This is a genomic window from unidentified bacterial endosymbiont, from assembly GCF_918320885.1.
In the GTDB taxonomy this organism is placed as follows: Bacteria; Pseudomonadota; Gammaproteobacteria; order Enterobacterales.
Genome location: NZ_OU907312.1, coordinates 1177615 through 1201784, shown reverse-complemented (window position 1 = coordinate 1201784; position 24170 = coordinate 1177615). Strand labels below are relative to the sequence as shown.

The 24170-nt window shown below is 48.8% G+C and carries 19 protein-coding genes, 1 tRNA gene and 1 pseudogene; 9 read left to right on the top strand and 12 right to left on the bottom strand.

Translation table 11 applies throughout. From position 1 onward, the window contains the following. Positions 1-14 precede the first annotated feature (14 nt). The 4 genes and pseudogenes from NL324_RS06170 to NL324_RS06150 form a co-directional block, all read right to left on the bottom strand. Positions 15-1109, bottom strand: a complete 1095-nt coding sequence (locus NL324_RS06170; protein WP_253306757.1) for a hypothetical protein — start codon at positions 1107-1109, stop codon at positions 15-17. A gap of 104 nt (positions 1110-1213) precedes the next feature. Then, a complete protein-coding gene (locus NL324_RS06165; protein ID WP_253306756.1) occupies positions 1214-1777 on the bottom strand; it encodes a GNAT family N-acetyltransferase in 564 nt (187 codons plus the stop codon). 178 nt (positions 1778-1955) lie between these two features. Next, positions 1956-3121 (bottom strand): annotated as a pseudogene (locus tag NL324_RS06160) (IS3 family transposase). Between the two features lie 163 nt (positions 3122-3284). Then, the gene (locus NL324_RS06150; protein WP_253306755.1) at positions 3285-3494 is read right to left on the bottom strand and encodes a hypothetical protein; all 210 of its coding nucleotides are present in this window, start codon (positions 3492-3494) and stop codon (positions 3285-3287) included. Between the two features lie 379 nt (positions 3495-3873). Here NL324_RS06150 and NL324_RS06145 point away from each other — a divergent pair, with 379 nt between their 5' ends. The 5 genes from NL324_RS06145 to sucD all read left to right on the top strand — a co-directional run bounded on the left by NL324_RS06145 (position 3874) and on the right by sucD (position 11109). After that, positions 3874-4632 carry a Nif3-like dinuclear metal center hexameric protein gene (locus NL324_RS06145; RefSeq protein WP_253306754.1) on the top strand — a complete coding sequence of 253 codons (759 nt, stop codon included), beginning with the start codon at positions 3874-3876 and terminating at the stop codon, positions 4630-4632. Between the two features lie 179 nt (positions 4633-4811). After that, positions 4812-7640 carry a 2-oxoglutarate dehydrogenase E1 component gene (locus NL324_RS06140; protein WP_253307149.1) on the top strand — a complete coding sequence of 943 codons (2829 nt, stop codon included), beginning with the start codon at positions 4812-4814 and terminating at the stop codon, positions 7638-7640. Between the two features lie 92 nt (positions 7641-7732). Beyond that, positions 7733-8965, top strand: a complete 1233-nt coding sequence (odhB, locus tag NL324_RS06135; RefSeq protein ID WP_253307148.1) for a 2-oxoglutarate dehydrogenase complex dihydrolipoyllysine-residue succinyltransferase — start codon at positions 7733-7735, stop codon at positions 8963-8965. 84 nt (positions 8966-9049) lie between these two features. Further along, entirely contained in the window at positions 9050-10243 is a 1194-nt protein-coding gene (gene sucC / locus NL324_RS06130; protein WP_253306753.1) for an ADP-forming succinate--CoA ligase subunit beta, read from the top strand. Next, positions 10231-11109: a succinate--CoA ligase subunit alpha gene (gene sucD / locus NL324_RS06125; protein WP_253306752.1), complete on the top strand. Its 879-nt coding sequence runs from the start codon at positions 10231-10233 to the stop codon at positions 11107-11109. Before sucC ends, sucD begins: the two co-directional genes overlap by 13 nt. Before the next feature lie 107 nt (positions 11110-11216). Here sucD and NL324_RS06120 read toward each other — a convergent pair whose 3' ends face one another. Continuing rightward, positions 11217-12611: a hypothetical protein gene (locus NL324_RS06120; RefSeq protein WP_253306751.1), complete on the bottom strand. Its 1395-nt coding sequence runs from the start codon at positions 12609-12611 to the stop codon at positions 11217-11219. 454 nt (positions 12612-13065) lie between these two features. On the opposite strand from NL324_RS06120, the gene fnr reads away from it, so the two are divergent. Then, a complete protein-coding gene (gene fnr / locus NL324_RS06115; protein WP_253306750.1) occupies positions 13066-13764 on the top strand; it encodes a fumarate/nitrate reduction transcriptional regulator Fnr in 699 nt (232 codons plus the stop codon). Between the two features lie 36 nt (positions 13765-13800). Here fnr and NL324_RS06110 read toward each other — a convergent pair whose 3' ends face one another. Both NL324_RS06110 and galU read right to left on the bottom strand, forming a co-directional pair. After that, positions 13801-15135, bottom strand: a complete 1335-nt coding sequence (locus tag NL324_RS06110) for a UDP-glucose dehydrogenase family protein (protein WP_253306749.1) — start codon at positions 15133-15135, stop codon at positions 13801-13803. Positions 15136-15141: 6 nt separating this feature from the next. Next, the gene (galU, locus tag NL324_RS06105; protein ID WP_301282763.1) at positions 15142-16071 is read right to left on the bottom strand and encodes a UTP--glucose-1-phosphate uridylyltransferase GalU; all 930 of its coding nucleotides are present in this window, start codon (positions 16069-16071) and stop codon (positions 15142-15144) included. A gap of 163 nt (positions 16072-16234) precedes the next feature. Here galU and sppA point away from each other — a divergent pair, with 163 nt between their 5' ends. Continuing rightward, positions 16235-18094: a signal peptide peptidase SppA gene (gene sppA / locus NL324_RS06100; RefSeq protein ID WP_253306748.1), complete on the top strand. Its 1860-nt coding sequence runs from the start codon at positions 16235-16237 to the stop codon at positions 18092-18094. A 71-nt stretch (positions 18095-18165) separates the two neighbouring features. Then, the gene (gene ansA / locus NL324_RS06095; RefSeq protein ID WP_253306747.1) at positions 18166-19209 is read left to right on the top strand and encodes an asparaginase; all 1044 of its coding nucleotides are present in this window, start codon (positions 18166-18168) and stop codon (positions 19207-19209) included. Positions 19210-19229: 20 nt separating this feature from the next. Here the strand turns inward: ansA and NL324_RS06090 are convergent. Then, positions 19230-19316 (bottom strand) — tRNA-Leu (locus tag NL324_RS06090). Between the two features lie 231 nt (positions 19317-19547). Between NL324_RS06090 and queA the strand changes: the two genes are divergently transcribed. Further along, positions 19548-20609 carry a tRNA preQ1(34) S-adenosylmethionine ribosyltransferase-isomerase QueA gene (queA, locus tag NL324_RS06085; protein WP_253306746.1) on the top strand — a complete coding sequence of 354 codons (1062 nt, stop codon included), beginning with the start codon at positions 19548-19550 and terminating at the stop codon, positions 20607-20609. A gap of 35 nt (positions 20610-20644) precedes the next feature. Here queA and NL324_RS06080 read toward each other — a convergent pair whose 3' ends face one another. Genes NL324_RS06080 through mltG form a run of 4 tightly spaced genes read right to left on the bottom strand, consistent with a single transcriptional unit; the run spans position 20645 to position 24085 of the window. Further along, entirely contained in the window at positions 20645-21460 is an 816-nt protein-coding gene (locus NL324_RS06080; protein ID WP_253306745.1) for a YchF/TatD family DNA exonuclease, read from the bottom strand. Positions 21461-21470: 10 nt separating this feature from the next. Continuing rightward, positions 21471-22469, bottom strand: a complete 999-nt coding sequence (locus NL324_RS06075) for a DNA polymerase III delta subunit-related protein (protein WP_253306744.1) — start codon at positions 22467-22469, stop codon at positions 21471-21473. Positions 22470-22478: 9 nt separating this feature from the next. Continuing rightward, positions 22479-23111, bottom strand: coding sequence for a dTMP kinase (gene tmk / locus NL324_RS06070; protein ID WP_253306743.1), 633 nt, complete (start codon positions 23109-23111; stop codon positions 22479-22481). Further along, entirely contained in the window at positions 23108-24085 is a 978-nt protein-coding gene (gene mltG, locus NL324_RS06065; protein ID WP_301282762.1) for an endolytic transglycosylase MltG, read from the bottom strand. Before mltG ends, tmk begins: the two co-directional genes overlap by 4 nt. Positions 24086-24170 lie beyond the last annotated feature (85 nt).

Here is a 24170-nt window from a genome sequence, read left to right as displayed (position 1 = left end):
CAATAGAGTAAAATCTATTGACTAATACTGTTATCGACTGGCGCTTCAGGCGGTTGCGTGCGGCAGGCGGTGCTGGGTTTTTTAGACTTTAGCACCGCGACAATCTCCTTGGCGTCTAAGGATAAAATTTCCTGCTCGCCATTGACGGCGACTTTAAAGATATAACGCCCCCCAATATCCCATAGGACCTCGATATTCTCTACGCTGCACTGTGGGGAGATCTCCAATAACTGTGTCTCTTGGAGACGCTGACAGCTCTCTGACGTCAGATACACTTGAGAGGCTTGATAGTTACCTATGTTAAGGGTTTTAACAACCTTTGCTGGAAAGGATTTTCCTATATTCGTCAGAAAAAACAAAAAATAAAAAAAACTGATAATTATCATGAATACACCCAATTTATTTTTTTCAATAAATAGCACTGTGATAATGTTAATAAACATAGTGGTAATAAAAATAAAAAATAAAAAGATAATCTCATTGAGATGGGATATATTATCTTGGAAAATATATGAAAAAATAATACAAAAAACACTCGAAATAAATATCGAATAAGTAATCATCATAAAATATTCAAGGCATCGTTTATAAGGGAGTTGTAGTTTCTTCCAAAGAGTACTAGCAGTGATTCCCCCTAAAATGATAGGCATCAAAATAAAAACAGATGTTATCACATAGGCATTTTTAAAGGCATAGCCAATCAATACTAACAGCAAGTTATTGATTAGTAATGGTATCCAAAAGCAATAAATTGTTATCTTTCGAAGATAAAGGTCATCTAATAACCAATCTCCTTTTTTGTGGGCTATTTTTTTTAATAAAATTTTATCCTTAACAACAAAATTACTCCAACAATAACTCACAACTATTATAAAAGAAATTAGAATAAAAAACCAGAGAGACCCTAAGATAAAAGCAGAAATGATAAGTGATCCCCAATTAAAGATATCCATATTGGGAAAAAAATCATTTTGAATAAAATAGAATAAAAATATTGAATAACCTATTAATAATGAAGTAATTTTTAGGGTAGATATTATATTGTATTTTAATTCATTGAAAAACCAATTATTTTTACTGTTTTTTTTTGGACAATCTAGATCAGGCATCGAACGACTCCTTGTATCGAATGTTTTAAATAAGCGAACAAAAACTCTTTTTTATTGTTTATGGTGGGTAAGCGATCAAGCATTAGGTCATTCATAGGAGTGCCTTATAGCGCATTGCTATTGATTCGCGAGGTCAAGAGGTGATCTTCCCAGAGACCATTGATCTTGAGGTAAGCTCGGGCCTTGCCCTCGATTTCGAAGCCTAGACGGGCCAGTAATTGGCCACACCGCCGGTTTTCCGGACGATAGTTAGCCATGATACGATTCAACCTATAACCCCTAAAAATAAAGTCTATGGCGGTAGATAACGCTTCATGCATGAGGCCTTGACCCTGGGCAATGGAGAAGCCAAGGTAACAGGCCTGGAAGGGACCGCGAATAATAGCCGTGACATTGCACTCTCCCTGTAGCCCCACACTTTTTCGGCCAATGAGTAGCCAGTGAATAGCATGGCCTTTCTCCATGGCCTCTACCCGATCGATCAGGCTTTGTTGCAATTTTGGCAACGTATAGAAATCATCTGGATGTTGTGGTTCCCAAGGCCTCAGGTGGTCACGATTGGCGTGATAATAGTGAAGCAGATCAAGCGCGTCTTCTGGCTTGGGTGGGCGCAGTAAGAGTCGTTCAGTTGGTAGTTCAATCGTTGAGATAGCTGCAATAGGCATCATGAAATTTTCTATGATGAAAATTTGTCGGCACTGGCGATGATAAAACAACTTAAATTGAATGCCTAGGATAAAACTCTGCTGCTTCAGCTAGCGTATCGCTCTCCTGGCTACTGGCCAGAGCGCTGAATGCAGGGCTAGTGATCTTGCCACCTTTTTTTAGACACAGAGAAGAGAAACCTTAAGCGACCTGGGATAACCAATTTTTTTCAAAATTTACAGGAGACAGATAGCCTAGCGTTGAGTGCCGTCTCTGTCGGTTATAAAACACTTCTACGTATTCAAAAATGCTCAATTTGGCTTGTTCTCTGCTCTCAAAACGTTCAAAGTGGGTGTGCTCTGTTTTTAAGGTATGGAAAAAACTCTCTGCTACTGCATTGTCATAACAATTGCCCGTACTACTCATGCTAAGCGTTATCTGGTGATGCGCCGATACAGCCTTGAATCCTTTGCTGGTATACTGGCTGCCTCGGTCGGAGTGGTGGATGAGACCTGCAGCAGGCTTCCTCCGTGTTATTGCCTGGCGTAATGCTGCGGCTACTAACTCGGTGGTCATGTGAGCTTGCATATCCATCCCCACGATACTACGAGAGAACAGGTCCAGTACGATAGCAACATACAACCATCCCTCTTGGGTCGGAATATAGGTAATATCTGCTGCCCAGTATTGATCAGGGCGAGTGGCTGTGAACTTCTGCTTGAGTAAATTAGGCGCCACTGCGGCCTTTGGATCGACTATTGTGGTTACCTTAAATCGTTTTTTCATCTTAGCCGCAATATGGGCTGCTTTCATTAGCCGACAAACCCGTTTGCGTGAACAGCGCTCACCTCTAGCTCGTAACTCAGCATGGATACGTGGGCTACCGTAAATTTGGTTGCTTATGGTATAAACCTCTTTAATTTCAGATATTAAACGCTCATCCTCACAATAGCGCTTGGATGGCTCAGCCTTGATAAACTGATAATAGCCACTGCGGGATACACCTAACACGTTGGACATCCTCTCTACGCTGAATTCCCCAGCATGCTTTTGCATAAACTGGTATTTTACTTGCGGGCCACTGAGAAGATGCCCAAGGCTTTTTTTAGGATATCCCTCTCTTCGCGTGCTATCGCCAATTCTTTCCGCAATTGACTGAGCTCAGCATCAGACGCTTTCAGGTATCCTTTGCCCGGGAAAGCCTCTGCACCATCCTTGTTATGCTGATGGACCCACCCTGCCAATGTACTCTTGGGAACTCCCAATTCCTCGCTCAATTGACAGAGCGTTTTACCAGTGCTGTGATACAGCTTTACCGCATTCAGCTTGAATTCCTTATCATAGCTCCTTGATTCCCCTTGATTCATAACTTCACCTCAAAAAGTAACAAAAAATTATACGCTTTGTTCCTCTTCGTTGTGTCCGTTAAAGGGTAGCAAGATCATAGAAAGGATTTGATGGGGGTGACCAGGATCAGCAATCAAGAGATAACTGGTGCCATCAAACTGAGGGTTTGATGGCGCCAGCGGTTTAAGCGTCAAACGGTTTGCTGCTACTCATTATTGAAGCATACCAAGCCCCCCAAGCGTGAATCCGCCTACGATCTTTTATGAGACGTCGTTTACGAATGAATTTGATCAGGGTAGATAGAGACTGCTGTACTAGATCGCCAGTAAAAAAGCGTAGACGAGGCTGTTGTTGATGGAAATAAAAAGGCACTGCATGACTCATTACAGCCATCTCCGATGAATAAAAGCCCAAGAGGGAAAGCGTGCCACTGAAGTTGCTAATACTGGTGGTGGCAGCTCAAACAGGGTTAGCAATCCGGCTTCATCGGTGACCGGCCAGCCTTTCGGCTGCCCTGCTTGAACCGCCATAAATCGGCAGGAACAAGCCCAAAACGGGCTATAGCAGCACAATTTGTGCCCCGATCAAGTCCTAGGTTGCTAAACCAGGAGGTATTGATGTACCTCAAATGCAATAATAACGTTTCTATTGAACGGCCGCAAACTTTTTTAACCTCTGTTATCCCAAAAATAAACCTACTGGCTTGCGCCAGTAGGGGTCTTTCGGGCATGGTGGCGGAATTAGACAGGGTCGGTTAACAGCGGGGCCAGAAATGCATCGTCAACAATTGCTTCAGTTACTACACGATACCTTGCAACCGGACAGCATCCAAGATAGCGCTCCTAATGGGTTACAAGTAGAAGGACGTGCCCAGATACACCGCATCCTCACCGGGGTGACCGCTAGTCAGGCGCTGCTAGCGGTTGCCGTCAAGGAACAGGTCGATGCGGTGTTAGTGCATCATGGTTACTTTTGGCGCCAGCAATCCCCTGTAGTCGTCGGCATGTTGCGTCAACGGCTCAAAACACTCTTAGGCCATGATCTCAACTTGCTGGCGTATCATCTACCCTTAGATATCCATCCACAGTTGGGCAATAACGCGCAATTAGGGCGTTATTTAGGAATCAAGGCGGCCGTACCTTTAGCCGACTGTCAGCCAGTGGGCATTGTCTGGCAAGGCGAATTAGCCGTGCCCTGTCGTGGCGCTGAATTAGCCGCCCAGCTGCAGCAACAGCTAGGACGTTCACCGTTACATTGTGATCCGCTGACACTCCCGCTGATTCGGCGGGTTGCCTGGTGCACTGGGGGTGGTCAAAGCTATATTTTGCCGGCTGCGGCCCACGGAGTCGATGCCTTTATCACCGGTGAAGTTTCCGAGCAGACCGTGCATGTAGCCCGTGAAATGGGGCTGCATTTCTATGCGATTGGGCACCATGCCAGTGAACGCTATGGGATCAAAGCTTTGGGCGATTGGTTAGCACAACAGCATGATTTTGCAGTACAGTTTGTCGACATTGATAATCCAGCGTAAATATTGTTTATGCTCCCCCAATTAGCTTATAATTTTCGCTCATGCCTAACCAGCATTGACAGCCCCTCATGTGGTCGAGGTCTAAGCTGAGGTGACAAGGATGTATGGTATAATCACACATCGTGTTAACATCCGAACCACAGCGATCACCATCGCTCTCTACAGATGGTAAACAGATCATGCAGAATAACAACCACCGATCTAGGCTAGAGATCTCACCGTTAACAGGCAGTAATCAGACCTATATTGAACAGCTTTATGAGGCTTACTTAAGCGATCCACAGCAGGTGGACGTTGGCTGGCAAGCGCTATTTGAACAATTGCCTCCCCCCGATCCTGCAAAATCATCTCCGCGCCCTGCACCTAAAACGCACCAGACCGTCATCAGCTCAGTATCGTCTACCCAACCAAACTATCAACTCCAGCAATTATTGCCGTTAATCAATGCCTTTCGCACTGATGGCCACCGGCAAGCGCAACTTGATCCTTTAAATAGACGTGTACCTACCTTGCTCGCGTCGCTGCAACTAGAATTTCATCAGTTTACGTCGAGCGATAGAGACACTTTGGTTGACATTGGTGCTCTCAACAGTCAACGACCCCTTCGCACGCTAGGTGAGCTCTATGACTGGTTGCAACAGATCTACTGTGGTTCGATTGGCATAGAATACATGCATTTGAGCAGTGCTTCAGAGCGAGCTTGGCTCCAGCAACGACTGGAATCCGCTGATCCACAACCCCCCAGTACCCCAGGATTGCAACACTGGTTATTGCAGCAGCTCACCGCTGCTGAGGGGCTAGAGCGCTACTTGGCGACACAATTTCCTGGAGCCAAACGTTTTTCGCTGGAGGGCAGCGATGTCATGATCCCGTTGCTCAACTATTGGATTGATCAAGCAGGGCAACAGGGCATACAGCAGGTGGTGCTCGGTATGGCACATCGGGGCCGCTTGAATGTCTTAGTGAACGTACTGGGTAAACCACCCGGGGATCTATTTGCCGCTTTTGCTGGCAAAGCGGATAAGCTGGTTCAGGGCAGTGGTGATGTCAAATATCACCAAGGATTCTATTCTACTATCCAGGGCACTGCTGGTCCGGTCTCTCTATCCTTGCTATTTAACCCATCCCATCTGGAAATTGTGAATCCCGTGGTCATGGGTGTGACGCGGGCTCATCAAGATCAAGGTGGTGATGAGCAGGGATCACAGACGCTGGCGATAACCCTGCATGGTGATTCTGCGCTTGCTGGCCAGGGGGTGGTTCAGGAAACCCTTAATCTGTCACAACTCCCCGGCTATCGCGTGGGCGGGACCATACGCCTCGTGATCAATAACCAACTGGGGTTTACCACCAGTGATCATCACACCCGCTCAGCCTACTACTGTACTGATATTGCCAAGTTTATTGAAGCGCCGATCATCCATGTGAATGGGGATGATCCTGAAGCAGTTCTGCGAGTGGCCCAGTTAGCCCTTGATTTTCGACAAACTTTTCGGCGTGACATCGTGATCGATCTAGTTAGTTATCGCCGCCATGGTCACAATGAAGCCGATGAACCTAGCGCCACTCAGCCATTAATGTACCGTTGTATTAAGCAGCAGCCAACACTCCGTACGCGTTATGCTCATCAGTTACTCCAGGCTGCAGTGATCCATGAGCAGATGGCTGACCAGTTGGCATCAGCCTATCGAACCACCTTACAGCAGGGTGATCCGATCGTGGCCACCATGACCCAGATGATGGGTCCCACCTCGAACGTCGCTGAGACTACTCCAGCAGATCCCAGTACAGCACTTGATCAAGCGACTTTACAGCGTTTAGGTCGGCGAAATTGCCACTATCCAGAGGATTATCTGTTACATCCGCGGGTGGATAAAATTTACCGAGACAGAGACCAGATGGTTGCAGGAGAGCAGCCTTTTGATTGGGGGGGGGCCGAAACCCTGGCTTATGCCACCCTGTTGGCGCAAGGTATTGATGTGCGACTATCTGGTCAGGATAGTGGCCGTGGTACCTTTTTCCATCGCCATGTGGTGCTACATCATCAACAAGAAGATCGCTGTTATATACCGCTTGCCCACCTACAGCCACAACAGGGCCGCTTTCAGATCTGGGATTCTACACTCTCTGAAGCTGCAGTCTTGGCTTTTGAATATGGTTACGCTTTAACTGCCTCACGAGCCTTGGTGATTTGGGAAGCGCAATTTGGTGATTTTGCCAATGGTGCCCAAGTAGTCTTTGACCAATTTATCAGTGCGAGTGAGCAGAAGTGGGGTGAGCAGTGTGGTATCACCCTATTATTACCGCATGGCTATGAAGGGCAGGGGCCTGAGCACTCATCAGCCCGCCTAGAACGCTATTTACAGCTGTGTGCGGAACAGAACTTGCAGGTGTGTATCCCCTCCCATGCGGGCCAGATCTACCATCTACTCCGTCGTCAAGCGCTCCACTCCCGACGTCGACCACTGATTATTTTGTCACCAAAATCGCTGTTACGTCACCCGCTAGCTACTGCCACGCTGACCGAATTAGCCGAAGGTGCTTGGCAACCGGTCATCGCGGAAAAGAGCGATCGAGGGAGTGATAAGGTGAGCAGAGTCATTTTCTGTAGTGGCAAAGTCTACTATGATCTGTTGGAGCAGCGACAGAAACAGGATGCTCGGCAGATTGCCCTGATCCGCATTGAGCAGCTCTACCCCTTTCCGCAGCCAGTGATACATCAGCTGGTGTGTCAGTATGCACACGCACAGCGTTTCATCTGGTGTCAAGAGGAGCCGATGAATCAAGGGGCCTGGGCATTTATGCAGGCTCATTTGGCACCGCTGATCGCGCAGATCGTCCCACAACAGATCTTACACTATGTGGGGCGCCCCGAGGCTGCAGCACCAGCGGTAGGTTCTTTAGCTCGGCATCAACACCAGCAGCGCCAGTTAGTAGAGACCGCCTTGAATTGCACAGAGGATAGCGTGTTACAACCGGTCTCTTTAGTCAAGAAGCGCCATCAGTAACGCTGGATAATCACCCGTAGGTTGCTAATAGCCTTCCAGCAAGGTCATCGATGGGCAGTCGCTCTTTCCCTTAAATAATGCGTGCGTGAATGATGAAAAAAATTGAAATTATGGTTCCTGATTTACCAGAATCAGTGGCGGATGCCACCGTAGCGACCTGGCATAAACAGCCAGGAGATGCGGTACAGTGTGATGAAGTGTTGGTTGAAATTGAAACTGATAAAGTTGTTCTAGAGGTTCCCGCCACCACCGCCGGAGTATTACAGGAGATTTTGCAGGTCGAGGGGGCCACAGTGGTCAGTCGTCAACCCTTGGGCTATCTGCTACCGGGTGCTACTGACGCTACTCCTTCACCGAGTTTGAATGAAACACTAGCCTTTCCTAGTATCGTCGCGATTAACCACGATGCCCCTGCAGCTAGTGAAGGGGCCCATAATGTGGTGAGCCCGGCCGTCCGACGCTTGCTTGCGGAGCATGATCTGGAGGGTAGCCAGCTATCTGGAAGTGGAATCAAGGGCCGTTTGACGCCTCAAGATATCGAACAGCATCTCACTAAGCCGGTAGTGCCCATTAAAGTGCCTCTAGCTAACCCAGTGGTCACCACTCTGGCACCCCAAAACCCCTTGGAGCAACCTCGTCGGGTTCCCATGAATCGTTTGCGCCAGCGGATCGCTGAACGGTTACTAGAAGCAAAACAGAGCACCGCCATGTTAACTACCTTTAACGAAGTTAATATGCAGCCAATGATGCAACTTCGCCGCGAACTGGGGGAGACCTTTGAGAAGCAGCACGGTGTGCGGTTGGGCTTTATGTCCTTCTTTGTTAAAGCAGTCGTTTTAGCGCTGCAACGCTGGCCGATTATCAACGCCTGCCTAGAGGGAAATGACATTGTGTACTATCCACAGGTGGATATTAGTATTGCAGTCTCCACTCCCCGTGGGTTAGTGACGCCTGTGTTGCGTCACTGTGCAGCACACAGTATGGCGCAGATTGAGCAGCAGATTAAAACGCTCGCCCAGCAAGGACGAGATGGTAAACTCACCGTGGATGATTTGACGGGCGGAAGCTTTACTATCACCAATGGTGGGCTGTTTGGATCACTGATGTCCACCCCTATTATTAATCCCCCTCAGAGCAGCATCTTGGGGATGCATGCTATCAAGGAGCGCCCGATGGCGATCAATGGTCAGGTGGTGATTTTACCGATGATGTATTTAGCACTCTCCTATGATCATCGATTGATTGATGGACAAGCCTCGGTGAGCTTCTTAGTGGCCGTAAAGGAAGCACTCGAAGCGCCCATCCGGCTATTACTGGAAGTTTAATAAGAGAGACTATTAGCATTCGTCATCACTGTGCTGTTTACAACACACCTTGATAAATATCTACCTATAGATGGATAACCACGCATGAATTTACATGAATATCAGGCGAAGCAGCTCTTGGCGCAGGCCGGCTTACCGGTCTCTTTGGGGATCGTCTGCACCACACCCCAGCAGGCATTAGCAGCGACCGATCAACTGGGGGGTGACCAGTGGGTGGTTAAATGCCAAGTGCACGCTGGGGGACGGGGTAAGGTCGGTGGCGTAAAGCTGCTGCGCAGTCGGCAAGCAGTGGGTGATTTTGCGCAGCAGTGGCTAGGGCAGCGCTTGGTGACAAACCAGACTGATGAGCAGGGTCAATTGGTCAGCCAGATTTTGGTTGATCAGACGCTGGATATTGAACAGGAGCTCTACTTAGGGGCGGTAATCGATCGCAACACCCACCGCATTACCTTTATGGCCTCTACAGCCGGTGGTGTCGACATTGAAGAGGTCGCCCAACAGACCCCGCATTTGATTCATCAAGTCAGCATTGATCCACTCACCGGGCCACAGCCTTTTCAAGGCCGGCAGCTAGCCTTTCAATTGGGATTAACGGCCGCCTTGGTACACCCGTTTAGTCGGTTATTCATGGGGTTGGCCAAGCTATTTATAAGCCATGATTTAGCGCTGATTGAAATAAACCCGCTGGTCATCACCCCACAAGGACAATTGCACTGCTTAGATGCCAAATTGGTTGTGGAAGACAATGCGCTATTTCGTCAACCCGAGCTACGTCAACTGCAGGATATCACGCAAGAAGATGTTCGAGAAGCTGAAGCTGCTGAATGGGAGCTAAACTATGTTTCCCTGAGTGGGAATGTTGGTTGTATGGTTAATGGGGCAGGGCTAGCGATGGCGACCATGGATATGGTGCAGCTACATGGCGGCATGCCCGCTAATTTCCTAGATGTCGGCGGTAGCGCTACCCAAGAGCGGGTAGTACATGCCTTTAAACTGATACTTTCCGATCCAAACGTCGAAGCTGTTTTAGTGAATATTTTTGGCGGCATTGTCCGTTGCGATCTGATTGCCGATGGCATTATTGCCGCAGTAGCTGAGGTGGGTGTAGCAGTGCCCGTCGTTGTTAGGTTACAGGGTAACAATTCGTTATTAGGCGCTGCCAAACTGGCAGAGAGTGGCCTAAATATTATCGCGCAAAATAATTTAGATCAGGCGGCAGCCTATGTAGTGAGTGCCGCCAAAAGCAGACCAACACAGAGGCAAGCATGTCTATCTTGATTGATCAACAGACCCGGGTCATTTGTCAGGGCTTTACCGGTAGCCAGGGCACCTTACATTCACAGCAAGCGCTGGCCTATGGGACCCAGCTGGTGGGGGGGGTCTCCCCTGGTAAGGGCGGCACTCAGCATCTAGGGCTGCCAGTCTTTAATACGGTGCGTGAGGCGGTGACAGAAACCCAAGCCACGGCTTCGGTGATCTATGTGCCAGCACCGCTGTGTCAGGATGCTATCCTAGAGGCTATTGAGGCAGGGATTAAACTGATTGTCTGCATCACTGAAGGGATCCCGGTCTTAGATATGGTGGTGATTAAGGCCAAGTTACAGCAAACGGGGGTGCGGATGATTGGCCCGAACTGTCCCGGCGTGATCACGCCGGGTAGTTGTAAAATAGGGATTATGCCAGCAGATATCCATCATCCAGGCACTGTTGGTGTCGTCTCCCGTTCGGGAACCTTGACCTATGAAGCGGTGCAGCAGATCACTGAAGTTGGGTTAGGGCAGTCCACTTGTGTCGGCATTGGCGGCGATCCCATTGCTGGCAGCAGCTTTATTGATATCTTAGCGCTGTTCCAAGCCGATCCTCAAACCGAAGCGATTGTCCTGATCGGAGAGATTGGTGGTACGGCGGAAGAGGAGGCAGCAGCCTATATTCAAGCTCAGGTGACCAAGCCAGTGGTCGCTTATATCGCCGGAGTCACCGCGCCTAAGGGTAAACGTATGGGGCATGCTGGTGCTATTATTGCCGGGGGGAAGGGGAGTGCTGAAGAGAAATTTACAGCGCTGACGGCCAGTGGGGTCACCACCGTTCGTAACTTAGTGGAGATTGGACCTGCGGTTAAGGCACTGCTCGCTACAGCTCACTAGCCAGAGGGATGATACGCGCGGCCCTCACCGACGGTTTTCTAACCAGTGAGGAACCGCGGCTTAAGAACTGTGAAATATTCTGACAGTTAACTCCCTTCAACAATAGCCTATCCTCTAGGATTTCCGCGGAGATTACCCTGTATTGGGAGGGCACCCAGTTCTTCCATGACGCTCCCGGCTAAGCCGAGCCTTGCGGATGGTAGCTCGAGGTTCTGGGGATTAAATGCATTGATATCCTCCCTTAAGTTTCTGTAACTGTTGGAAAAAACAGTCGCAGTATTGCGTAGCGTTCGGAGGTCCTCCGGATAAAATATCCCCTCTGTCCTTTCAGCCTCAATAATGTGTGCAGTAGTCACAAATCCCAGGAATAGGTGCCTTACATCTTCTGTATTAATAAGAGTTTCCTGAGCACGGTGCACTCGCTTAACAGCGAACGCAATCTTGGCAATTGCTCTACCATGGTTTCTTCTATAATCATTTGGAATGGGATCATAGGGGTTGGGGAAAGTACTCAAAGCAGCTAGAAAAGAAGTAGTTAAAGTAGCTAGCTGTGCTGGCGATAATAATTCTAGATTCAATGACTCACTATTGATGTAGCGCGCCATTGAATGCACAGCTCCTGGAACATGAGGCAGACTAAGTACCTCTGAAAGAGTGTGAGCTAAATTAACCAACTGGTTTGGCTCTAACGTTGTCAGGGATACTCCATCTTGGCTCATGAGCTCTGCAATTCGGCTTATTGCAGGCGCTACACTAGGCATATTCGCTAGTCCAATTGATTCAACTAAATTCTGCTGCAAATTGAGAAGGTGCTGTGGTGATCCCTGTAGCACAGCTGTTTCCCAATTCACCAGAAGATGCTCTGCGATCAAGTTAATTGCTCCACGAGCAACTGGATCTGGTAAAACGCTGGTTAAACCTTGCAAAATACAGGATAAATCCTGAATACTGCACCTATCTAGATCGTACTGACGTTGTGATATCATCGTAGCGATCTGATTCAACTGCACGATGGATTCTTCTGGACCATCCAGCCAAGCCAATCTACTCAAACTGTTTACTGTATCCGCTAGCATGTTTGGCATAAACTCCCTGGTAATGAGATCATCTCTATCATTGAGGCGCCTGACTATCTCATTAATGGCATTAATAATAGGCGGTGACCACCGAGAGCCAGCAGCCCTGGTAATGCCGTTCGCGACCAAAATTAATTCTCGAGGGTTGAAAACCCGCATGGCGTTAGTTCTCTGCATTATATATATTGACAATGACTCAAGTGCCTGTACGCAAGTCTCCTCTCTTCCTGCCAAGTCGCCTAGTACCCACGCCAATGTGGCTAAATATTTCGGTCCCTTATCATCCAACACCTGATTGGGGTGTGCAACAATGCTGTCGGCCATTGCTAGGACAGAATTTTGATAGCTGCGATCTCCTTTTCGCGTATTAAAAACCGCAAGTATGGAATCTTGTTCAGGAGTTAAGGTGTTTCGATAGTCAAACATTTTAAGTCTTCCTTGATTAGATAGCCTTGAACTTTCGTCAGTTGTAAAGGTAGTCTTGCTTGAAGCCGTTGTAAAGGAAGCCGTTTGCAAACAAGCGCTAGAGTGGCTCTCCGTCTTCAGGTCGGTGCATTACTGCTGTTGATCCAGGCTGAGAGGATTTAGAGCAGCTGGGATGAGGAAGCGCGGGTACCGCAACGCAGTGAGGAGCGACCGCGACCTCAGCCCAGCTGCTCATAACCAATTCAGCAGTTGATATAATAAAAAGTAATAACTACTGGAATATCTAGAGCTTTTTTAGCACAGTTGTAGCATTTTAGGTTGCTTGACAGTTTTGTAGGAGTTACTATCATGGGCGTTGGGTGTTTTAAGTCTGTTGGATGACTTAGACCCCTTACGAACGCTCCAGTAGTTCGTATAATGTATATTATGTTAAATAATCAAGGAAGAATAACCCATGACGACTTCCACTCGCTGCCAAGACTGTATCTCTAATCAATTTTGTATCCCCTCCACATTAAACCACTACGAGACTAATCAACTAGATAGCATCATTTTGCGCAAAAAACCCCTGCATAGAGGTCAATTACTTTTCGAATCGGGTGACAAACTGACTGCTTTATACGCTATTCGTTCTGGGATCATTAAAAGTTACACGGTCACACAGCAAGGTAAAGAACAAATTACCGCTTTTTACTCGACTGGCGATATCCTCGGGTTTGATGCTATTAATACCCTACGTTACCCTACCTCTGCCCGGGTGCTCGATACCTCCATGGTGTGTGAAATCCCTTTTGAAAACTTAGAGCACCTCTCTAGTAAGATCCCATCCCTCCGTCGGCAACTGCTACGCTTAATGAGCCGTCATATCCAGTATGACCAAGAGAACCTCTCGATAACCAGAAAAAAAGCGAAAACAGGATTAGCCACTTTTATTTATAAGTTAATCTGCAACAGAGCACAACGTGGCCTCTCCCCAACAAGCTTGCGCCTCTCTATGTCTCATACTGAAATTGGCAACTATTTGGGGTTATCTCTTGAAACGATTAGTCGGCTGTTTAGCAACCTACAAGAGAGCGGCATCCTGATGATTAAAGGCCGCTATATCACCATCCAAGATAGCGACAAACTAGCTAGGATCTCCAATAATGGATGAGTTTTCCTAGGGGTTGACCCTCCCACGCCGTTACAGTTACAGTACTCTTTGTCCTCGACCTACTCCATAGTAAGTAAATCCTAGTTGAACTAACTGTTCAGGATCATAAAGATTACGGCCATCAAAGATTAAAGGGTGGCGTAATTGCTTCTTTAAATAGCTGAAATCCGGTGCTCTAAAGTTTTGCCATTCAGTGCAGATAACCAACGCATCAGCCCCTTGCAGCGCTGCTTCTTTAGTCGGCATTAATTGAAGATCCGCACGCTGTCCGTACACGCGTGCTATTTCTCCCATGGCTTGTGGATCAAACAGCTGCACCTGAGCACCTGCTTGCCACAGCGCTTCCATCAAAACCCGACTAGGGGCTTCACGAATATCATCCGTATTAGGTTTAAAAGCAGCACCCCATAGCGCAAACCGCCGCCCGTTCAGCGACTGCTTAAAGTGACGCTGTATCTTATAAAAGAGCTGCTGTTTTTGTTGTTGATTGATCACTTCTACCGCTTGCAATAGCTTTGGCTGATAACCAATGGCTTCAGAGCTACAAATCAGTGATTGGATATCTTTGGGAAAACAGGAACCACCATAACCACAGCCCGGATAGATAAAATGATAACCGATACGGCTGTCTGATCCAATTCCTAGCCGCACTTTTTCGATATCAACCCCTAACCGCTCGGCTAAATTAGCCATCTCATTCATAAAACTAATCTTAGTGGCTAATAGGCAATTAGCAGCATATTTGGTTAATTCAGCACTGCGTTGATCCATGAAAAATAGTCGATCATGGTTACGATTGAAGGGGGCATACAGCTCACCCATCAGCGTTTTAATGCGTGGATTATCAGTCCCTATCACAATGCGTTCTGGGCGCATACAGTCAGCGATGGCAGCCCCCTCTTTAAGAAATTCTGGATTGGAAACCACATCAAAAGGCAAGTCAATGCCACGCCGCTGTAATACCTGCTCGATAAGCACCCTTCCCTGCTCTGCCGTGCCTACTGGGACAGTTGATTTATTAATGATGACTTTTCTATCTATCATCTGTTCAGCAATGGTCTGAATAACCGTGAATAGTGCCTGCAAATCGGTTGATCCCTGGGCAGTAGCAGGCGTTCCTACCGCAATAAATTGGATTTCACCATAAGCGATCCCTGCTGCCGCTTCGCTGCTAAAGATCAGCCGCCCGGCGGCGTGATTTTGCTGAACAAGTGCTGATAATCCTGGTTCATAAAAAGGGATAATGCCACGATTTAAGTCAGCAATTTTTTGCTGATTGGTGTCAACACAGATCACCTCATGTCCTACTTCAGCCAATACGGCAGCCTGTACTAATCCAACATAGCCGATTCCAAAAACTGTCACTTTCATAGCTAATTAAGCTGTCCTGTCCTGTGCAAAAGAAGTTGAATGAATTTTAGCTAATCGCTGGGATAGCCAAGCTTCGAAAGCTTGACCTAATTCCGCATGCTGCAGGCCATGTTCGACAAAAGCCTGTAAATAGCCCAATTTATTACCACAATCATGAGTACGACCAATCAGCCGGTACGCTTCTACGGGCTGTTCAGCCAGTAAGCGTACTATGGCTTGGGTCAGTTGAATTTCCTGGTGTTGATCAGGGGTGATCATGGCCAACGGCCGCCAGATCGCCGAGGAAAAGATATAACGCCCTACAGCAGCTAAATGGGAGGGCGCTTCTTCAACCGTTGGTTTTTCTACCATATGATGGATGCTTGTGCTTTCCCCAGGCGCTAAAGAAGCACCCCCACAATCGACAATGCCATACTCCGTCACGATAGCAGGGGAAACTTGCTCGACCATGAGCTGGGCGTTCCCACTCCGTTCAAAACGCTGGCACAGCGCGCTTAAATTAGCGGACTCATTCGCTGGATCCATAATGACATCCGGCAAGATGACGGCAAACGGCTCATCACCCACTAAGGGCTGTGCACACAAGATGGCATGTCCTAACCCTTTGGCCAGTCCTTGGCGCACCTGCATAATGGTGACATTGTCTGGGCAGATAGCCGCTATTTCTGATAGTAACTGACGCTTGACCCGTTTTTCTAGGGCCGCTTCTAACTCAAAACTAGTATCAAAATGATTTTCAATGGAGTTTTTAGAGGCATGGGTCACCAGTATGATCTGGTTGATTCCTGCACCAATACACTCATGAACGATATATTGAATTAAAGGTTTATCAACTAAGGGTAACATCTCTTTGGGGATGGCTTTGGTGGCAGGTAACATTCGTGTACCTAAGCCAGCTACTGGAATCACTGCTTTGGAGACGCGCACTCCTCTCATGGCTAATGGCTCTACTCTCTATTCATGGATGACGACACCAGGGGCACTCACCATTGGGAGTATAACATTGGTGACGTTATTAGGTTGAAGAACTTTTAATGCGCTTATAGGGATAAGTAGACTAAACTAGTACACTGTTGATTATCTAATCATTGGGAACATTATGCATAAATTATGGCGGACTATCACCACAGTCTGCTGCTGGCTCTGGCGGCTATTGAGTTTTATACGCACTGCCGTACAAAATCTCCTCTTCGTTGGTTGTGCCCTGGCTGCAGTGACCTTTATCTTTCAATACGGCAATAAAATAGAACAGCGGGGCGCTGGGATTAAACCAGGCGCTTTGGTGCTCGATCTCCAGGGCCGAATCACGGATAGTATCCCCCTTAGACAACAGTCACGTGGCTGGTTCCATCAGTGGGCGACTCGATCGCCTGCCCTCGGCAATGCTCTCTTTGAAATCGTCGGCGCGATTCGTCAAGCCAAGAGCGATCCCAACATTAAGGGGATAGTACTCTCCTTACAAAATTTCGACGGCGCTAATCAGCCAGCACTACGCTATATCGGTAAAGCGCTCACTGAATTTCGTAACAGCGGTAAGCCCATTTATGCTTTTGGAGACAGCTATACCCAAGATCAATACTACTTGGCTAGCTTCGCCACCACTATTGCCCTGGCACCTCATGGTTCAGTCGATTTATATGGTCTGGCTCGAGAAAATTTCTACTACAGAACCCTATTAGATAACTTAAAAATATCGACGCATATTTTCCGAGTGGGCACCTACAAATCAGCCGTTGAACCCCTACTCCGCGATGATATGTCCCCGGAGGTTCGTGCCGATGAACAACAGCGTTTGCAGAGATTATGGCAATCCTTCATTGATGACATTGCCGCTAATCGACAGCTTCCCAAGCGCACACTGACACCAGAACCGGCAAGCTATATTGAGGATTTACGACGCCTTCAAGGCGATAATGCCCAATATGCTTTGCAGCATCAGTGGGTCGATCAGCTGATCAGCGCTCATGAGAACCGCGAATCACTGCTGACTTTCTTCGGAAAACAGGCTAAAAATGAAGCCCTAAATGCTGTGAGCATTTATGACTATAATCCCTCACAGAAACACGCTTCACAGCCCGATCCAGGCCGTTTACCGCACATTGCTGTCGTGGTCGCCAATGGTCCACTCATTTATGGAGTAGCTAAACCGGGATCAGTCGGGAGTGAAACCACCGTTAAGTTATTACGACAAGCCTGCTATGATAAAAAAATCAAAGCGGTCATCCTCCATATTAACAGCCCTGGTGGCAGCGTTCAGGCCTCGGAAGCGATCCGCAGTCAAGTGACTGCCCTAAAGTATGCTGGTAAACCCGTCGTGGTCTCCATGGGTGGTGCTGCAGCCTCTGGAGGGTATTGGATCGCTTCAGCGGCCGATCATATAGTGGCTAATGCCTCTACGGTCACCGGTTCCATTGGCATTTTTGGGATTATTCATACCTTTGAAAACAGTTTCAGAAGTATTGGTCTACAGGCGGATGGCGTGACCACCTCATCCTTAGCGAATTTTAGTGTTAATAGATCCCTATCACCTGCCCTATCGGAGCTAATCCAAATCAGTGTAGAGAAAGGGTACAGTCAATTCATCGAATTGGTCGCTAAGGCTCGGCATAAAAGTTTAAAAGAGGTAGAGGCCTTAGCTCAAGGGAGGGTGTGGCTAGGACAAGAGGCCTATGATAAAGGGCTGGTTGATCAACTCGGAGACTTCGATGATGCGCTTGCTCAGGCTGCTGAACTCGCTCAGTTGAAACAGTACCGTTTGATCTGGCTTGCTCCACAGCCCAGCGAATGGTTAGAATACCTGTTTGGTGTGGATCATGCCCAATCAATCAAGACACTACTCCGGAGCCTATCCATCAGCTCCTTCCAGCAGCTCTTTGATCAGACCCAGGCCCAAATTCTAGGGGCTTTCAACGATCCACTGCGACGTTACGCCTTCTGTTTTAGCTGTCAAAAGGACTAGGCAGCACTGGCGCTTTGTGCCCCCAAGTCATTAGCCTTAGGGGTGCTAGCCTATGAAATGAGATAGTCTCCATGCATAAAAAAACAATTTACATTATCTATACCGGCGGCACGATTGGTATGCAGCGTTCCGATCAAGGCTATGTGCCCGTCAAGGGATATTTACAACAACAGCTCCAGCAAATGCCGCGTTTTCATCGCCCAGAGATGCCAAGCTTTGTTATCAATGAGTACCACCCTTTGATTGATTCTTCAGATATGTCTCCGGCGATCTGGCAGCAGATCGCTCAAGATATTCAGGAAAACTATACGCATTACGATGGATTTGTCATCTTACAAGGTACAGATACCATGGCGTTTACTGCTTCTGCACTCTCTTTTATGTTAGAGAATCTAGCCAAACCGGTGCTCATTACGGGTGCTCAAATTCCGCTTTCAGAGCTACGCTCGGATGGGCAAAGCAATCTGCTGAATGCGCTCTACCTGGCGGCACACCACCCCATCAACGAAGTAGGCCTGTTTTTTGATCAAAAGCTGTTTCGCGGAAACCGAGTTACCAAAGCCCATGCGGATGGCTTTTCTGCCTTTACCTCACCCAATTTCCCACCGCTGGTGGAGACCAGTATTCATATTCGCAAGCCCCATAAGTCTCTCACACTGCCCCTTCTGGGTGAGTTGAAAGTCCATACGATGTCTCCACAAGCCATCGCTATTATTACCTTATACCCTGGTCTAGATAGCCGCTTAATTCAAGGGCTATTGCATCAGCCCCTCCAGGCGGTGATTCTACGGACTTATGGGCTAGGTAATGCGCCGAGTTGTTCTAATTTTCTACGATCCATTGAGGCACTGACTGCGCGTGATATTCTAGTCATTAATATCACACAGTGTTTATCTGGAAGGGTCAATATGCAGCGCTATGCCAATGGGCATGGACTAGCCAACATCGGGGTAATCAGTGGCTTTGATATGACACTAGAAGCTACCGTGGCTAAGCTGTATTACCTATTGAACAGACCGCTAAGCCCCCAACAACGACGCGCTGCCATGATACAGAATTTGCGGGGTGAGTTAACGTTAGAGACAGAGAACAGCCATTGGGGAGAGGTCGCTTAAGCGAACTAGCGGCCACTGATTGGTGCGGGTGGCCGGACTCGAACCGGCACAGCGTAACCGCCAAAAGATTTTAAGTCTTTCGTGTCTACCTATTCCACCACACCCGCTAATAACCATCTCTAGAGCGATGTGCTCTGAAATGATATAGTGCCGGCATTGTACTCGCCTATAGAGTTCAGTCAATATAATTTTTACCGAGCACCCCGTAAAGCCTGGCTCTTCAGGTCAAGGATACGGTTGGGTTTTTCCTTATTCGATACTGATTGATACGGATGAAGTCGCAGCGTAAAATGGGCGCGCACTGTTTCCGGGACCGATCAGAGAATACCCCCCACCGCATGCACATTAATGACTTTACCTTTGAACTACCGCCTGAGCTGATCGCTTCACACCCCTCAGCGGTGCGCACTGCCTGTCGTCTGCTGCGGCTTGAGAATCCTACTAGCACCCTCCACCATGGGGTATTTAGCGATCTGCTGCAGCTGCTGCAGCCAGGCGACTTGCTGGTACTCAATGACACCCAAGTGATCCCTGCACGGCTCTTTGGCCGTAAAGCCAGCGGCGGTCGAGTTGAATTGCTGGTAGAACGCCTACTATCAGAGCAAGCGTTGTTGGTCCAGCTGCGGGCTTCTAAGGTACCGAAAATTGGCAGCCTGTTAACCCTAGAAGCGCCACCCGGCCATGAACCCGTTCAGGCGATCATCATGGCCCAACAAGGAGCACTATTCCAGCTGCAACTACAGGACAACCGCCCGCTACTAACGATTTTGAACGCTATCGGTCATATCCCGCTCCCCCCTTACCTGCAGCGTCCAGAGAGCGAGGCAGATCGTGAACAGTACCAAACCGTCTATGCTCGCGTGCCTGGTGCGGTCGCGGCCCCCACAGCGGGCTTACATTTTGACCAATCACTGCTAGCGGCCTTACAGGCAAAAGGGGTGCTCATGACGACCATCACCTTGCATGTCGGGGCGGGTACTTTTCAGCCGGTGCGCGCCGAACAGATCCAAGATCATGTCATGCACGCTGAATCGGTCATGGTCGCGGCAACAGCCGTTGAAGCAGTACTAGCTTGTAGAGCCCGTGGTAACCGAGTGGTGGCAGTCGGCACAACCGCCGTGCGGGCTTTAGAAAGCGCTGCAGCCGCAGCACTACAACAGGGAGCCCCACGATTGATCCCCTTTGAGGGTGATACCCGGCTGTTTATTTACCCCGGTTATCATTTCCAGCTGGTGGATGCACTCATTACCAACTTTCACCTGCCGCATTCAACACTATTGATGTTAGTCTGTGCCTTTGGCGGTTATCAGCCGATCATACAGGCTTATCAGAGCGCTATTGAGCACTGTTATCGCTTTTTCAGCTATGGGGATGCCATGTTCATTCCCCGAAAAGTCTGAAAGACTAGGATACAATCCACCCTGTGACCGTTTGGTTATCCTAGATCGAGTGACTTTCTGGCTTCAAGAGTGGTTATCAGCGGGCGCTGAAACAGCCGACAAAAATTAGCCGTGGTCGCTTCAGCGAACTGCTCGAGCGAGATCCCCCGGAGAGCAGACACGTAGTCAGCTACTTCACGCACATAAGCTGGCTGATTCTCTTTGCCACGATAGGGCAGTGGCGCTAAGTAGGGGGCGTCGGTTTCAATCAATAATCGATCCAGGGGAATAAACAGAGCGATCTCGCGCAATGCTTGGGCATTTTTAAAGGTCACCATCCCGGATAATGAGAGATAAAAACCTAGATCTAATAAAGCCGTCGCTAAGGCCCGATCCCCAGTAAAGCAGTGTAATACCCCGCCACAATCTGTAGCCTGCTGCGAACGCAACAGCATTAAGAGATCCTGCTCAGCCTGACGATGATGCACAATCAACGGTTTTTTGAGCTGTCGTGCGACGGCAATCTGTTGGCAAAAAGCTTGCCGCTGCTGTGCGGGAGGCACTGTTTGATAATAGTAGTCTAATCCAGTCTCTCCGATGGCGACGACTTGAGGATCTTGAGCCAATTGATACAGCTGCTGACTATCAAGATCTGTGGTGATATTCAACGGGTGAACACCACAGGAGAGTGAGATGTCTGGGTGGTGTTGCACCTGTGGCTGGAATTGAATAAAGCCCTCCAGCGTGGTGGCGACCGACAACAGATGCCCTACCCTTCGTGCCTGGGCTTTGGCCACGACGTCAGCAAGATCCCGATGTATCGTTTGATAATCTAAGCAATCTAAGTGGCAATGAGAGTCCACTAATAACATAAACAGCCTTTTATTGACGGTGATAAGGAGAGTAGAGTACCTCCTGCTGTCGACAGAGTAGCTCCGTCAACAGCAGGGTCTGGTTGACACTAGGCAGGATCAACAAAGTGTGACGACAGCGTAAGGTACGCTGGCAACAGGCCTGTAATTGCTCAGGGGTAAAGGTGGTGGCTAATGTAGAGAGCAGCTGCCGCTGCTCACAAGCTTGCCTGACATCAGCTACCTGCCACTGCTGTTTGAGAGCCGCTAGCCATACGGTGGCTAGCCAATACAGGGCAGAGTGAACGTTGTTGTGATCAAGATGAGGCAGCACCAGCAGTAAATCACGCTGTTGCAGCGCACGCTGTAGATCCTGTAGTAAAGCGGTATACTGCTGTAATCCCCCTGCTTTGAGCAATGCCAAGGCTGCCAAGGGGGCACCCAAACTCAAGTGCAGTGCTGTAGTGGCTTGGGAGGCCATTACCGTAGGATCTTGGCTCTGTAACCACGCTATGGCTTCTGGTAAGGCGGGAGTGTCTAGGGACCAATGCTGGCAGCGACTCCGTAGTGTGATCGGTAACGTGGCTCCTGTACGACACACCAGCAAAAAATAGGTCGCCGGTGGCGGTTCTTCTAAGGCTTTTAAGAGTGCATTAGCCGCCGATTCGCTCAAACGCTCGCTGTCCAGTAACCCAATCACCTTGGCACCACCCTGCTGGGCACGTTGATAAATCGACGGTAATACCGTCCGGATCTGCTCTATCGTAAGCTGCTGCTTCCCTGATTCCAGGCGAATAAGATGGTAATCAGGATGATGGTGAACGGCCATTAAGGTGCAGGCGTGGCAGTGGCTACAGGGCTGTTCCGCCTGCCGCTGTTGACACAGCAACCATTGTGCCACACGAGCGAGTAGTCGCTCGCTACCGCACCCTGGAGGTGTCATGATCAGCTGTGCATGATGACCGCGTGCTTGCTGATGTTGTTGTACTAAATGGTCATACAGCGGGGTTAACCAAGGATAATCCAGCATCTGTTGACCCTAGTTCCGCGATAACCAAGTAGTGATTATCTGTTGTATCTGTTGCGCGATCTGCGCTCTAGAATGCTCTGCCGACACAATCACAATCTGGGGATCATCGGTAGCTAAGGCTAAGTAACGTGCCCGGACACGCTGGAAAAAAAGTAATGATTCCTGCTCCATCCTATCGAAAGACCCACGCTGCGCCACCCGTTGTAATCCCTTCGCTGGGCTGATATCGAGGTACAGCGTCAAATCTGGTCGAAAAGGTCCTAAAACCGCATCCCGTAAGCTATTTAATACCTGTTCGGCTATCCCACGACCTCCGCCTTGGTAAGCCTGCGTGGAGAGATCATGACGATCGCCAACCACCCAAGCCCCTCGAGCTAGGGCCGGTTTGATCACCTGTTCAACCAACTGTGCACGGGCAGCGTACAGTAGTAATAACTCTGCGGTAGCTTGTAGCGGTTCATCTGGAAGCCCCTGCTGAATCAAGAGGCGTAACTGCTCCCCCAGTTGGGTACCACCCGGTTCACGGGTTTGTAACACCTCTGAGATACCCGCTTGGGTTAATGCCGTGGCAACCAGGCCACAGACCGTGGATTTTCCAGCACCCTCTAAACCCTCAATAACAATAAATCGCCCTAGTTTCATCGGGTAACCAGTGGCTTTGAGAGCTGAAAGTTCCGGGTCGCTTGACGGTGTGCTGCAAAATCGTGGTTAAACGTATGGCCTCCCTCCTGGTTAGCCACAAAGTAGAGATAGGGGGTCTCTGCAGGTCGTGCTGCGGCCTCCAAGGCCGCTCTTCCTGGCATGGCGATCGGGGTGGGCGGCAAGCCAGGAACACGGTAGGTATTATAACGATGGGCTTGGCGCGTCATTGCATAGGTCAAGGATCCCGTATAGGGTGCGCTAAGGCCGTAGATCACCGTCGGACAAGCCTGTAACCGCATCCCTCGGCGGAGCCGATTGATGAAGACTGAAGCGACTGTAGGACGTTCAGTGGCCACTGCTGTCTCTTTTTCAATGATTGAAGCTAAGATTAACAGCTCATAAGGTGTTTTTAAGGGGTGTTGGGGATGGCGTTTTTCCCAAACAGCAGCCAACTGCTCCTGCATTCGTTGGTGGGCACGGCGTAGTAGTTCTACATCAGAGGTTCCAGCAGTATAGTAATAGGTGTCAGGGAACAGCCATCCTTCAATGTGCGAGTGAGCTAATCCCAGCAGCTCAGCTGCTGCTTCCGCAGGCTGATCGAGTAAAGTATGCTGCAGATAGGGGGCTGTATTGAGGATCTGGCACCACTGTTGGTAACGACTACCCTCAACAAAACGGATGCTAAATTGAGCAACCGTTCCCTGTTGAAATTGCTGTAACAACCCCCGCAGACTCATGCCTGGAAGCACCCGGTAAGTGCCCGCTTTAAATTGTGCCAGCTTGGGATGAAAACGCCAGAACCAACGCAGCGCGGTCGGCCGTTTGACCCATTGCTGCTCTTGTAGTAACTGAAGCACCTGCTGTCGACCGCTGCCGGCAACAACCGTGATCGGGTGTGGCGCCGTTAAGGGTAATGGAGACTCAACACACCCCATAAGCTCTCTATAACCAAGCCATCCTGCTACGATAAGCATCGATATGAATAAGCCGCCACGCCATTTAGAAGGTAACCGCATAGACCCGTTAACCTTTTTTTAACTATTCACCACGCGACCTCCT

Excerpts from the sequence above, each read along its gene's own strand:
- odhB (WP_253307148.1), top strand. The coding sequence starts at position 7,733 with ATGAAAAAAATTGAAATTATGGTTCCTGATTTACCAGAATCAGTGGCG.
- NL324_RS06170 (WP_253306757.1), bottom strand. The coding sequence starts at position 1,109 with ATGCCTGATCTAGATTGTCCAAAAAAAAACAGTAAAAATAATTGGTTT.
- sucD (WP_253306752.1), top strand. The coding sequence starts at position 10,231 with ATGTCTATCTTGATTGATCAACAGACCCGGGTCATTTGTCAGGGCTTT.
- NL324_RS06145 (WP_253306754.1), top strand. The coding sequence starts at position 3,874 with ATGCATCGTCAACAATTGCTTCAGTTACTACACGATACCTTGCAACCG.
- NL324_RS06120 (WP_253306751.1), bottom strand. The coding sequence starts at position 12,611 with ATGTTTGACTATCGAAACACCTTAACTCCTGAACAAGATTCCATACTT.
- NL324_RS06150 (WP_253306755.1), bottom strand. The coding sequence starts at position 3,494 with ATGGCTGTAATGAGTCATGCAGTGCCTTTTTATTTCCATCAACAACAG.
- galU (WP_301282763.1), bottom strand. The coding sequence starts at position 16,071 with ATGAGAGGAGTGCGCGTCTCCAAAGCAGTGATTCCAGTAGCTGGCTTA.
- fnr (WP_253306750.1), top strand. The coding sequence starts at position 13,066 with ATGACGACTTCCACTCGCTGCCAAGACTGTATCTCTAATCAATTTTGT.
- NL324_RS06165 (WP_253306756.1), bottom strand. The coding sequence starts at position 1,777 with ATGATGCCTATTGCAGCTATCTCAACGATTGAACTACCAACTGAACGA.
- NL324_RS06075 (WP_253306744.1), bottom strand. The coding sequence starts at position 22,469 with ATGCTGGATTATCCTTGGTTAACCCCGCTGTATGACCATTTAGTACAA.
- NL324_RS06140 (WP_253307149.1), top strand. The coding sequence starts at position 4,812 with ATGCAGAATAACAACCACCGATCTAGGCTAGAGATCTCACCGTTAACA.
- sucC (WP_253306753.1), top strand. The coding sequence starts at position 9,050 with ATGAATTTACATGAATATCAGGCGAAGCAGCTCTTGGCGCAGGCCGGC.
- NL324_RS06080 (WP_253306745.1), bottom strand. The coding sequence starts at position 21,460 with ATGTTATTAGTGGACTCTCATTGCCACTTAGATTGCTTAGATTATCAA.
- queA (WP_253306746.1), top strand. The coding sequence starts at position 19,548 with ATGCACATTAATGACTTTACCTTTGAACTACCGCCTGAGCTGATCGCT.
- sppA (WP_253306748.1), top strand. The coding sequence starts at position 16,235 with ATGCATAAATTATGGCGGACTATCACCACAGTCTGCTGCTGGCTCTGG.
- ansA (WP_253306747.1), top strand. The coding sequence starts at position 18,166 with ATGCATAAAAAAACAATTTACATTATCTATACCGGCGGCACGATTGGT.
- tmk (WP_253306743.1), bottom strand. The coding sequence starts at position 23,111 with ATGAAACTAGGGCGATTTATTGTTATTGAGGGTTTAGAGGGTGCTGGA.
- NL324_RS06110 (WP_253306749.1), bottom strand. The coding sequence starts at position 15,135 with ATGAAAGTGACAGTTTTTGGAATCGGCTATGTTGGATTAGTACAGGCT.
- mltG (WP_301282762.1), bottom strand. The coding sequence starts at position 24,085 with ATGCTTATCGTAGCAGGATGGCTTGGTTATAGAGAGCTTATGGGGTGT.